General features: G+C 70.6%; 10 protein-coding genes. 7 read left to right on the forward strand and 3 right to left on the reverse strand.

Features of this window, described 5'->3' with window-relative positions:
• Positions 1-4 precede the first annotated feature (4 nt).
• The 4 genes from O5O54_RS06455 to O5O54_RS06470 all read left to right on the forward strand — a co-directional run bounded on the left by O5O54_RS06455 (position 5) and on the right by O5O54_RS06470 (position 6,955).
• Positions 5-919, forward strand: a complete 915-nt coding sequence (locus tag O5O54_RS06455) for a DUF58 domain-containing protein (protein ID WP_279479962.1) — start codon at positions 5-7, stop codon at positions 917-919.
• A complete protein-coding gene (locus O5O54_RS06460) occupies positions 919-3,771 on the forward strand; it encodes a DUF4159 domain-containing protein (RefSeq protein WP_279479963.1) in 2,853 nt (950 codons plus the stop codon). The genes O5O54_RS06455 and O5O54_RS06460 overlap by 1 nt, the downstream gene beginning before the upstream one ends.
• Before the next feature lie 4 nt (positions 3,772-3,775).
• Entirely contained in the window at positions 3,776-5,851 is a 2,076-nt protein-coding gene (locus O5O54_RS06465; protein WP_279479964.1) for a hypothetical protein, read from the forward strand.
• 87 nt (positions 5,852-5,938) lie between these two features.
• Positions 5,939-6,955 (forward strand): patatin-like phospholipase family protein, encoded by a 1,017-nt coding sequence (locus O5O54_RS06470; RefSeq protein WP_279479965.1) that lies wholly within the window; start codon positions 5,939-5,941, stop codon positions 6,953-6,955.
• Here O5O54_RS06470 and O5O54_RS06475 read toward each other — a convergent pair.
• Positions 6,952-7,464, reverse strand: coding sequence for an N-acetyltransferase (locus O5O54_RS06475; RefSeq protein WP_279479966.1), 513 nt, complete (start codon positions 7,462-7,464; stop codon positions 6,952-6,954). The two genes, O5O54_RS06470 and O5O54_RS06475, sit on opposite strands and share 4 nt — an antisense overlap.
• A gap of 234 nt (positions 7,465-7,698) precedes the next feature.
• On the opposite strand from O5O54_RS06475, the gene O5O54_RS06480 reads away from it, so the two are divergent.
• Complete coding sequence (locus O5O54_RS06480) at positions 7,699-8,685, forward strand: glutathione S-transferase family protein (protein ID WP_279479967.1); 987 nt, start codon at positions 7,699-7,701, stop codon at positions 8,683-8,685.
• Position 8,686: 1 nt separating this feature from the next.
• Here the strand turns inward: O5O54_RS06480 and O5O54_RS06485 are convergent, their stop codons facing one another.
• Complete coding sequence (locus O5O54_RS06485; RefSeq protein ID WP_279479968.1) at positions 8,687-9,151, reverse strand: NUDIX domain-containing protein; 465 nt, start codon at positions 9,149-9,151, stop codon at positions 8,687-8,689.
• A 45-nt stretch (positions 9,152-9,196) separates the two neighbouring features.
• Here O5O54_RS06485 and O5O54_RS06490 point away from each other — a divergent pair, with 45 nt between their 5' ends.
• On the forward strand, positions 9,197-10,138 hold the full coding sequence (locus tag O5O54_RS06490; RefSeq protein ID WP_279479970.1) for a metallophosphoesterase: 942 nt from the start codon (positions 9,197-9,199) through the stop codon (positions 10,136-10,138).
• Positions 10,139-10,230: 92 nt separating this feature from the next.
• Complete coding sequence (locus O5O54_RS06495) at positions 10,231-11,379, forward strand: benzoate/H(+) symporter BenE family transporter (RefSeq protein WP_279479971.1); 1,149 nt, start codon at positions 10,231-10,233, stop codon at positions 11,377-11,379.
• A 9-nt stretch (positions 11,380-11,388) separates the two neighbouring features.
• Here O5O54_RS06495 and O5O54_RS06500 read toward each other — a convergent pair whose 3' ends face one another.
• Positions 11,389-12,009, reverse strand: coding sequence for a hypothetical protein (locus O5O54_RS06500; RefSeq protein WP_347814871.1), 621 nt, complete (start codon positions 12,007-12,009; stop codon positions 11,389-11,391).
• Between the last annotated feature and the right edge of the window lie 45 nt (positions 12,010-12,054).

Below are 12,054 nucleotides of genomic sequence, written 5' to 3' on the forward strand. Positions count from 1 at the left end.
AACCATGGCCACGGTCGGGCGCATCACGGACGCCGTCACGGGCGGCGAGGCGCTGCACCGCGCCCGCCAGCGCGCGGCCCTCCTGCCCGACCTCCTGGTCGAGGCGCGGCGCGTCTCGGCCTCCGTCGCCACCGGCTGGCACGGGCGTCGGCGGCGCGGCACCGGCGAGAACTTCTGGCAGTTCCGCCCCTTCGTCGACGGCGAGCAGGTCTCGCGCATCGACTGGCGGCGCTCCGCGCGCGACGACAACGTCTATCTCCGGGACCGCGAATGGGAAGCGGCCCAGACGGTCTGGCTCTGGGCCGACCCTTCGCCCTCCATGCTCTACCAGAGCCGGGAAGGCCTCGTGTCCAAGGAAAGCCGCGCGCTGGTCCTGGTGCTGGCGCTAGCCGAGCTTCTGGCGCGCTCGGGCGAGCGGATCGGCTATCCCGGCGTGCTCGCGCCCGTCTCGGCGCGCAATGCGGCCGAGCGGATCGCTGCCGCACTTCAGACCAACCGGCCGTCCGGCGGCTTCCCCGAGACCGATCGGCTCAAGCGCTTCAGCGAGATCGTGCTGGTCGGCGACTTTCTCGATCCGATCGAGGAGCTGCTTGAGCGCATCGACACGCTCGCTCGCCAGGGCGTGCGGGGCCACGTCGTGCAAATCGCCGACCCCGCCGAGGTCGCCTTCCCCTATGCCGGCCGCACCGAGTTCCAGGATCCGGAGACCGGCATGAAGCTGACCGCCGGGCGCGCCGAGGCGCTGCGAGACCTTTATCGCGACGCCTTCGAAGCGCGGCGCGAGGCGCTTGGGCAGCATTGCCGTCGGCTCGGCTGGAGCCACGTCTTCCACGCCACCGACCGGCTGGCCTCCGAGCCGCTGGTCGCCGTGCACGGCCATCTGAGCGGCCAGCCGCAAAACATGAAGGCGCGCGCCTGATGGGAGCCTTGTCCTTCGGCGCGCCGCTCGTTCTTGCCGGCCTTCTCGCCCTTCCGCTGATCTGGTGGCTGCTGCGGCTCACCCCGCCGCGTCCGCAGACGGAGACCTTTCCGCCGCTGCGCATCCTGGAGCGCGTGCTGAAGCGGGAGGAAACCCCGGCCCGCAGCCCCTGGTGGCTGACCCTCCTCCGGCTGCTTCTCGCCGCGCTGGTCATCCTGGCGCTGGCCGCGCCGATCCTCAACCCGCGCGAGAGCGCGCTCACGGGCGACGGGCCGGTGGTGGTGATGCTCGACAACGGCTGGGCCAGCGCGCGCGACTGGGACGAGCGCCGCGCGGCGGCCGAGGACCTGATCCGCGAGGCGGGCGAAGCCGGTCGCCCCGTGTCGCTCGTTCTGACCGCCGAGGACGCCGCCAACGACGCAGCGCCCGTGGAGGCGGCGACCGCGCTGGAGCGTCTCGCCGCCGCCGAGCCGCGCCCGATCGCGCCCGACAGGGCCGCCGCCACTACGCGGCTGGCCGCCGTTCTCGGCGGCACCGGCGGTGCGAGCCTGGCGTATCTGAGCGACGGTCTCGACGGCGGCGGCCTGGAGGCGGCCGCCGAGACCCTGCGTTCGTTTAGGGTTGCGCAGACGATCCTTTATTCCCCGCCGATCGGCAACTTGACCGGACTGACGGGCGCCGACAACGCGACGGACGCGCTGGTGGTGCGGGCCGTGCGCCCCGACGGCGAGGCCGGCCCCGCCACCTACCAGCTCCGCGCGCTGGACGCGCAGGAGCGCGAGATCGGCCGCGCGCCGCTTGCCTTCGCCGCCGGCGCGCGCACCGCCGAGGCGCGCTTCACCATTCCCATGGAGCTGCGCAACGACGTCGCCCGGATCGAGCGCGAAGGGCTGAACGACGCGGCCTCGGTGCGCCTGGTGGACGAGAGCTTCCAGCGCCGGCGCGTCGCGCTCGTCTCAGGCGAGGCGGCCGACCTCGCGCAGCCGCTCCTGTCGCCGCTTTACTACATCACCCGCGCGCTGGAGCCCTATGCCGACCTCGTGCGGGCCGGCAGCGCCGACCTCGGCACCGCCATTCCCGCCCTCGTCGAGCAGCGCCCCTCGGTGATCGTGCTGGCCGACATCGGTGTCCTACCGGATGCGGCCACGGAAGCGCTCAACACCTTCCTCGACAACGGCGGCACGCTGGTGCGCTTCGCCGGTCCGCGCCTCGCCGCCTCCACGGCGGAGGACACGCTGGTGCCGGTGCGTCTTCGCGGCGGCGAGCGCCAGCTCGGCGGGGCCTTGTCCTGGTCGGAGCCGCAGCGGCTGGCGCCGATCGCCGAGGGCAGCCCGTTCGCCGGCATCGCTGTGCCGGCCGACGTCACGGTCTCGCGCCAGATCCTCGCCGAGCCCTCGGCCGAATTGTCCGAGCGCACCTGGGCGAGCCTTGCCGACGGCACGCCGATCGTGACGGCGGCGGCGCGCGGCGCGGGCTCCATCGTCCTGTTCCACACGACCGCCGAGGCCACCTGGTCGAACCTACCGATCTCCGGCGCCTTCGTCGATATGCTGCGCCGGATCGTCTCCCTGTCGCGCGGGTCGGTCGGAACGGAGGGCGGGACGGCGGAGACCAGCCTCCCGCCCTATCGCGTGATGGACGGCAACGCCCGGCTGGTGCAGCCCGGCCCGGAGATCCGCCCCCTGGTGCTCGCCCCCGGCGCCGCGCCCGTGCCCAGCCCGCAGAACCCGCCCGGCCTCTACGGCACGGCGGAGGGATACCGCGCCTTGAACCTCCTGGCAGCCGACGCCACCCTGCGCCCCCTGCCCGCGCTCGACCTCGGCGAGGCGCCGGCTTTGCGCGCTTACGGCACCGAGGGCTCCACCGACCTGACGCCCTGGCTCTTCGCCGGTGCCGTCGCGCTCTTCGCTTTGGATGCCCTGGCGCTGCTCTGGCTCCATGGGGGCTTCTCGCGGCTGCGGCGGGGCTTCGGCCGACGCGCCGCTCCGGCCGCCCTGGTGCTCGCCCTGGCGCTTGCTGGCGCGGGCCATGCCGACCGGGCGCTCGCGCAGGAGTCTCCGCCCCCCGCCTCGCTGGCGACGCAGGGTCTGGAAGGCATCGACGCCGAACGAGCCATCGCGGCGACCGAGACGACGCACCTCGCCTATGTCGAGACCGGCGACGCCGCGACCGACGAGATCTCGCGCCAGGGGCTCGACGGCCTGTCGCAGTTCGTCGCCTCCAAGACCGCGCTGGAGCCGGGCGCGCCGATGGGCGTCGACATCGCGACGGACGAACTCTCCTTCTACCCGCTCCTCTACTGGCCCATCCACGCCTCCGCCCCGATGCCGAGCCAGGAGGCGATCAGCCGGGTCGATGCCTACATGAAGCAGGGCGGGACCGTTCTCTTCGACGTGGAGGGCGACGCGATGGGCGACCTGTCGGGCACCACGGTCTCAGCCGGCCAACGGCGCCTGCGCGACATCCTGGCCGATCTCGACATTCCGCCGCTGGAGCCGGTCCCGGCCGACCATGTGCTCACCAAGGCCTTCTACATCATGGACAGCTTTCCAGGCCGCCACACGGGCTCGGACCTTTGGGTCGAATCGCTGGTGCGCTCGGCCGACGCCGAGGCGCGGCCGGCGAGCGCGGGCGACGGCGTGTCGTCCATCATGATCACGTCCAACGACTTCGCCAGCGCCTGGGCGGTGGACGGCAACGGGCTCTTCGTGTTTCCGACCGACAATGCCGATCCCTCGCAACGCGAGTATGCGTACCGGGCGGGCGTCAACATCGTGATGTATGTGCTGACCGGCAACTACAAGGCCGACCAGGTCCACGTGCCCGCCCTCCTCGAACGCCTAGGGCAATAGCGCCATGACCTGGTCGATCGACGTCTCGCCCTTCTTCTCCTGGACCGTCATCGCGATCCTCACGGTGCCGGCCGTCCTGCTCGCGGTTGCGCTTCTGGCGGCCCGCATGCGCGGCGCCGTGGTGCGCAGCCTCGCGCTCGCCGCGCTGGTGCTGGCGCTCCTCAACCCCGTGATCCTGCGCGAGGAGCGCGATCCCCTGAAGAGCGTCGTCGGCGTCGTGGTGGATCGCAGCCAGAGCCAGGCGATCGGCGAGCGCACCGCGCAGACCGACGCGGCGGTGGAACAGCTCCGCCAGAGGCTCGCCGACTACCCGCAGTTCGAAGTCCGTACGATCGAGGCGCGCTTCGCCGGCGAGGGCGACGCGACGACGGCGCTCTTCAGTGCCCTTCGCGACGGGTTGCGCGACGTCTCGCCCGCCCGCGTCGGTGGGGCCATCCTGGTGACGGACGGGCAGGTCCACGACATTCCAGAGAACGCTGCCGCTCTTGGCTTCGACGCGCCCGTCCATACGCTGGTCACCGGGCGGCCGGACGAGTTCGACCGGCGGCTCGACCTCGTCACCTCGCCCCGCTTCGCCCTGGTCGACCAGCCGCAGACCCTCACCTTCCGCGTGGTGGAGGAAGGCCAGGGAGCCTCAGCCAACCCGGTGGATGTCCAGATCTTCCTGAACGGCGACCTCGTGGAGCGCCGCAGCGCCACGCCCGGCCAGGACGCGCAGGTCGAGATCACCCTGCCGCGCGCCGGCAAGAACATCGTGGAACTGTCGGCCGCGCGGGACCCGCGCGAGGTGACGCCCGTCAACAACCGCGCCATCGCCGTGATCGACGGCATCCGCGAGAACCTGCGGGTGCTGCTCGTCTCCGGCGAGCCGCACGCGGGCGAGCGGACCTGGCGCAACCTCCTGAAGTCCGACGCGGCGGTGGACCTCGTCCATTTCACCATCCTACGACCGCCGGAGAAACAGGACGGCACGCCGATCAACGAGCTGTCGCTGATCGCCTTCCCGACGCGCGAGCTTTTCGTCGAGAAGATCGAGGACTTCGACCTCATCATCTTCGACCGCTACCAACGGCGCGGCGTGCTGCCGACGCTCTATTACGACTACATCGCCCAGTACGTGCAGAACGGCGGGGCCATGCTGATCGCCTCCGGCCCCGAATATGCCGGCCCCGACTCCGTTGCCAACTCGCCGCTCAGTTCGATCCTCCCGGCGCTGCCCACCGGCTCGGTAGACCAGCGCGCCTTCCGGCCCGTCCTGTCCGATCTCGGCCGCAAGCATCCCGTGACGCGCGACCTGCCGGGCGCGGGCGCGACGCCGCCAGACTGGAGCCCCTGGTTCCGCTCGGTGGATGTCGGCGAGACGCGGGGCGAGACGGTGATGAACGGCCCGGACGGCAAGCCGCTCCTGGTTCTCGATCGCGCCGGCGAGGGTCGCGTTGCGCTGCTCCTGTCGGACCAGGGCTGGCTCTGGTCGCGCGGATACGAGGGCGGCGGACCGCACGTGCCGCTGTTCCGCCGGCTCGCCCACTGGCTGATGAAGGAGCCGCAGTTGGAGGAGGAGGCGCTGGACGCCGAAGGCCTCGGCACCGACCTCGTCGTCACGCGTCACACGATCGGCGACGATCCGGGTCCGGCGACGGTGGTGACGCCGACAGGTCGCGCCGTGCAGTTGCCGCTCACCGAAGGCGGTGCGGGCGAATGGCGCGGCAGCCTGAAGGCGGAGGAGCTCGGGCTCTATCAGGTCGCCAACGGCGACCTGCGGGCGCTCGCCAATGTCGGCCCGGTGAACCCGCGCGAGTATCGCGAGGCGATCTCTACCACTGAGAAGCTCCAGCCGATTGCGGATGCGACCCGCGGCTCCGTGCGCAGGCTGGCGGAGGCCACGGGCGACGTGTCCGTGCCGCGCGTCGTGCCCGTGTCGGGCCGCGCGGACGCGGAGGGGCGCGACTGGATCGGGCTCAAGACCACGGAGGAAAGCGTGCTGCGCGGCGTCGACCGCACGCCCCTGTTTGCCGGGTTCCTCGGTCTCGCCGTTCTGCTGATGGCGCTGTCCGCCACCTGGTATCGCGAAGGACGCTGACTATATCGCGGTGCAGCATGAACGCTGGACACCTCGTCCGGCGTTGGTGCATGGATGGTCGGGAGGACGGACGGAAGGCAGGAACACATGACCCGCATCAGTCTCGCCCTTCAAGGCGGCGGCGCGCACGGCGCGTTCACATGGGGCGTGCTCGACCGCCTTCTGGAAGACGACTCGATCGACATCGCGGCCGTCAGTGGCACCAGCGCCGGTGCGTTGAACGCGGCGAGCCTTTCGGCCGGCTTGGCCAGCGGCGGACGAGACGCCGCGCGCGAGGCGCTGCACCGGCTCTGGGAAACCGTATCGGCCCGCTCCCCGCTCGGCGCCGTCGAGAGCAGTTTCCCGTTCTTCCCCTTCCCCCGCGCCGTGGTGCATCAGGCGATCGAGCAGGTCCGCTCGTTCAGCCAGTTCGTCTCGCCCTACAGCACGGTGCGCCCGGGCGGCAATCCGCTGCGGGGGGTGGTCGAGGAGGCGATCGACCTGCCCCTTCTCCAGAGCCAGACGGAAGTTCCGACCTTTGTCTCGGCGACGGATGTCGAGGCGGGAAGCGTGCGCGTCTTTTCGGGAAGCGAACTGACGGCCGACGCCCTGCTCGCTTCGGCCTGCCTGCCCGACATCTTTCGCGCGGTGGAGATCGACGGTCGTCACTATTGGGACGGGGGCTATCTCGGCAACCCGGTTCTGACGCCGCTCTTCACCGAGGATCACGGCACGGCCGACCTCCTGATCGTCCAGGTGACGCCCTTCGTCCGGCCGGGTGTCCCCGGCACGGCGGAAGAGATCATCGCCCGCGTCAACGAGATCACCTTCAACACTTCGCTGATGCGCGACCTGCGCATGCTCACCGAAACAAAGCGGCTCATGCGCGGCGAGGATCTCGAGAATCCCGTGATGCGGCGGATCGCGGACCTGCGCCTCCACATGATTTCGGCCGGCGAGGAACTGACACGGCGCGGAGCCGTCGGAAAGCTCGACACGCGCTGGTCGGAACTGACGGAACTGCGGGATCTCGGCCGCGCGGCGACCGATCGCTGGCTAGCCGATCATCGCAACGACCTCGGCCACTGCTCCTCGCTTCCGACCGAAGTGGAGGCCCTCGTCTAGAGACGAGGACCCACCAAACCGGAAACGCCGACCCAGGCGCCCGGCTCCAGCTCGAGGCCGAGAATGCGCTCCTCGTCCACCGGACCCGGCATGGTCACCGAACCCACAGGCAGCGGTCGATAGCCGAGCGGCATGTAGTAGGCGCGGTCGCCGACCAGGAAGATCGCACGCTCGCCCGAAAGCCGCGCCGCCTCCGCCGCCATGGCCATCAGCGTGCGGCCGATGCCCCGCTTCTTGAAGCGCGGCCGGACGGCCAGCGGCCCGAGCATGACCGCCGGGACGCCGCCGATCGCGACGCGGGTCTGGCGAACGGAGCCCACGACCTCGCCGCCGAGAAGGGCGACCAGGGACAGGGCAGGATCGTGGGGAACGCGCTCGCGCACCCGCTCGGCCGCACGCGTGAAGCGACCCGGGCCGAACGCCTCGGCGCAGATGCCTTCGATGGCGGCGGCGTGGTCGGGAGTTTCCGCGCAGAAGCGCAGGTCGAGGTCCTGGACGATGGACAGCATGGACGGGCTCTCAAAGGGCAAGCGCAACGGCTCCGCCCCGCGTGCCCGAAGAGCCGGGTCAGGCGGTGGCGGCGTGGATCGTGGCGGCGGGTGCCGCCCCCTGGCGTCGTCGTCGCAGCATGGAAACCCGCATGGTTCAGGCCTGCCTATCGGCCGGGATGCTCCATATCACCGCTTGGAAGCGCCGTCGATAGGCAGGTGCGTCACGGCGAAAATCGTTAGGGAACGGAGCCCATGGGTCTTCTGGTGGACGGCAAGTGGCAGGACAAGTGGTACGACACCAAGGCGTCCGGCGGCAGCTTCGAGCGCTCCAAGACCGCGTTCCGTCGCTGGGTCACCCCGAACGGCGAAGCGGGGCCGGACGGGCAGGATGCGGTGCCGGCGGAAGCCGGGCGCTACCATCTCTACGTCTCGCTCGCCTGCCCCTGGGCGCACCGGACGCTGATCCTCCGAAAGCTCAAGAAGCTCGAGGACGTCGTGTCCGTCTCGGTCGTAGACTGGTTCATGGGCAAAGAGGGCTGGACCTTCTCCGACCGGCAGGGCTGCATCCCCGACACCGTGAACGGCGCCGAGCGCCTCTACGAAATCTACCTCAAGGCCGACCTGCAGTTCACCGGCCGCGTCACGGTGCCCGTTCTCTGGGACAAGAAGGAGGGCACGATCGTCAACAACGAGTCCGCCGAGATCCTGCGGATCTTCAACTCGTCGTTCGACGCCTTCGGTGACGCCACGGTGGACGTCTGCCCGGCCGACTTCAAGGCCGCCATCGAAGCCACCAACAAGGAGGTCTACGAGGCCGTCAACAACGGCGTCTACAAATGCGGCTTCGCGACCACGCAAGAGGCCTACGAGAAGCCGTTCCATGAGCTGTTCGAGACGCTCGACCGGTTGGAGGAGCGGCTGGGGCGCCAGCGCTATCTCGTCGGCGAACGCGTCACCGAAGCCGACTGGCGCCTGTTCACGACGCTGATCCGCTTCGACGCCGTGTATCACGGCCACTTCAAATGCAACCTCCGGCGGATCGCCGACTACCCGAACCTGCAAGGCTACATGCTGGAACTCTACCAATGGCCGGGCGTCCGGGAGACGGTCGATTTCCACCATATCAAGCATCACTACTACGAGAGCCACGACATGGTGAACCCGACGCGGATCGTGCCGCTCGGACCCGAGCTTCTTCTCGACCGGCCGCACGGGCGCGAGCGGCTGGCCGCGCGCTGACCTACCAGTCCCCGGACGGCGCGGCGCCTTCCAGCACCTCGGCCAGACGGCGACGGGTGGCGGGCGTCGTGCCGGGCGGCAGGGATCGGGGATCGAAGAAGCGGGCCTCCGCGATCTCGCGGTCCGGCTGGCGAAGAGCGGTCTGCCGGGCGCCGTCGCAGCGATAGAGGAGGACGTGATCGCGCCCTTCGCGCCGATTGTAGTAGACGCCGAGAAGCTCCAAGGGCGCGCCGCATTCGAGGTTGCCCTCCTCGCGCGCCTCGCGCAGCGCGGCCTCGCCGGCCGTCTCGCCGGGGTCCACCGCGCCGCCCGGCAGGTACCAGCCTTCCCGATAGGCGTGGCGCACCAGGAAGACCTGCCCCTCGCCGTTCAGCGCCACGAGGCGCACGCCGAGCGTCATGGAGCGCGACACGAGAGCCCAGGCGCGCAAGACGCGGGCGAGCGGACGCGCCAACGAAGGCGTCATCGCGCTCCCCTTCCCAACGCCACGCGACCGGCTAGTTCATCCGCCATGTTTCGTCTCGCTCATCTGTCCGACATCCATCTCGGCCCGCTGCCCGAGCTTTCCTACCGCGAACTCGCGTCCAAGCGCATCACGGGCTACATCAACTGGCAGCGCAACCGGAAGCGCTCGATGTTCGGCGACACGCTGCTGAAGCTCGTGGCCGATCTCAAGACCCATGCACCGAACCACGTGGCGGTGACGGGCGATCTGGTCAACCTCGCCACCAAGGGCGAGATCGCCGGCGCCCGGATCTGGCTGGAGGATCTCGGCGATCCGTCCCTCGTCTCCGTCGTGCCAGGAAATCACGACGCCTACGTGCCGGGGGCGCTGAAGCGCATCTATCACGAGTGGCACCCCTATCTCTTAGGGGATGCCGGTCTGAACCCGCATCATCGCCACTATCCCTACATGCGCGTGCGCGGGAACGTCGCCATCATCGGGACGTCGAGCGCCGAGGCGACCGCGCCCTTCTTCGCCACCGGAACCTTCAAGCGCGGGCAGGCGCTGGCGACCGCGCGGCTCCTGGAGGAAGCTAAGGCGCGCGGGCTCTTCCGCGTCGTCATGATCCACCATCCGCCGATCGCGGGCGCGGCCGCCTGGTCGAAGCGGCTGATCGGCAAGCAGTTCTTTTCCAAGGTCATCCACGACGCCGGCGCCGAGCTCGTGCTGCACGGTCACACCCATCTCGACACGCTCTACTGGCTGACCGGCCCCGGCGGCGAGAAGGTACCCGTCGCGGGCATTCCTTCCGCCAGCCAGAACGCGGGCGGCTCCAAGCCGGCCGCGCGCTACAGCCTGTTCGAGATCGAGGGCGAACCGGGGGGCTGGTCCCTCCTCCAACGCGAGCGCGGCTTCCGCGCCGACGGCGGCGGCATCGACTGGATCCGCCAGCGCCGGCTCCTGCCCGACGGCACGACGGCCGATGTCGGGCACGAGGCGATCGCCTGACCGCGACCGCCCGAGCGGCGAAGAATCCCTTGTCAGACTTGGGAGGGCGGACCTAAGGACGGATTGTCGCTCCCGTCCGTCGAGGCCCGCCGATGCGCCTTCCGCCCCTTCCCGCCGTCTCGGCCGGCCTGCTCGCAGCCTTTGTCGGCTTCGCCAGTTCCTTTTCGGTCGTGCTGCAGGGCCTCGTCGGGGTCGGTGCGACGCCCGAGCAGGCGGCGTCCGGCATCATGGCGCTGTCGATCGCGATGGGGGTCTGCGGCGTCCTCGTATCCTGGCGCCTGCGCATGCCGATATCGGTGGCGTGGTCGACGCCGGGCGCCGCCCTTCTGGCAGGCGCCGGAATCCCGCAGGGCGGCTTCGGAGCGGCGGTCGGTGCATTTCTCCTGGCCGGGGCGCTGGTCGTGGTGGCTGGCCTGGTGAAGCCGGTCGGGCGGGCGATCGCCGCCATCCCGCTGTCGCTCGCCAACGCGATGCTGGCCGGCATCCTGCTCCCGCTCTGCCTCGCGCCCGTCAAGGCGGTCGCCTCGCTGCCGGTTCAGGCACTCGCGGTGATCGGGGTCTGGTTCCTGGTCGGGCGGTGGAACCGGATCCTCGCGGTTCCGGCGGCGGCCGTCGCGACCTTTCTCCTGATCCTGGCCGGCAACAGCGATCCCGGCGGCGCGGCGATCGTGCCGACGCCGGTCCTCGTGATGCCGGAATGGTCGCCGGCCGCCCTGATCGGCATCGGGCTGCCCCTGTTCCTGATCACTATGGCCTCGCAGAACATTCCGGGGCTCGCGATCCTGAAGGTCAACGGCTATTCGCCTGCGCCGGCCCCGCTATTCACCGCGACCGGCATGTTCAGCCTGCTTTGCGCGCCGTTCGGCGGCCATGCCGTGAACCTCGCCGCCATCACCGCGGCGATCTGCGCCGGCGACGAGGCCGGGCCGGACAGGGATCGGCGGTGGTGGGCCGGCATCGTCTCCGGTCTTGCCTATGTCGCTTTCGGGCTGGCCGCGGGCTGGGCGACCGCCTTTGCTGCCCAGTCGCCCGCCCTGGTGCAGACGGTGGCGGGCGTCGCCCTGATCGGCGCCTTTACCGGCGCGCTGGGCGGAATGGTTTCAGAGACGAAGGACCGGGAGGCCGCGATCCTGTGCTTCGTGGTGACGGCCTCGGGCGTGCCGTTCCTCGGGATCAGCGCGCCGTTCTGGGGTCTCGCGGTCGGCGGGGCGGTGCTTCTGGCCGATCGCCTGCGGCGCTGAGGACGGCGGTCAGACCAGCGGCGCGCCGCGATAGGCGGCGATCAGCATCAGGATGCCCGCGCCGACGACGATGCCGATCATCATCCAGGACAGGGCGATCACGAAGTCGGTGGAACGCGGGCGCGGCGCGAGGCGGATCGGCTCCAGCGTCGTCGCGGCCGCCGCAGTCGGGCCGGCGCGCTCGGGCGCGCGAAGGCCGATGCCGTCGGACACGGCGAGAGCGCGGTCGCGCTCCACCATCCGCTCGGCGACGTATTCGGTCACCTTGTCCACGATCACACGGGTTTCGCCGGATTCGGCGAGCACGACCCGGCCGAGGCGCGTGTCGCGCACGAAGCGATAGGTGCGCCGGTCGCGCGCCATCAGCACCTGGGCGGTGCCGTCGATCCAGAAGCGCGGCTGGGGGCCGCCGGAGAGGGTGAAGTCGAAGAGATCGTCGTCCGTCGGGACGGCGTCCACGATGGGCTGGAGTTCCTCGGCGAAGATCTCGAGCCGGGCGCGATCGGCCTCGCGGATGTCGACCACGATGTCGGTGCGCTGGGAGGAGGCGATCTTGGCCGCGCGCACGGCGTCGGCCAGCCGCTTCGTGCCGCTCGTCACCGACAGGGCGCCCTTGGACTCCGTCATCATGCCACCTCGACCTCGCGCGGCGGGCCGTCATGGCCCGCCGTACGG

It is taken from the genome of Aureimonas sp. SK2 (assembly GCF_029813115.1).
In the GTDB taxonomy this organism is placed as follows: Bacteria; Pseudomonadota; Alphaproteobacteria; order Rhizobiales; family Rhizobiaceae; genus Aureimonas.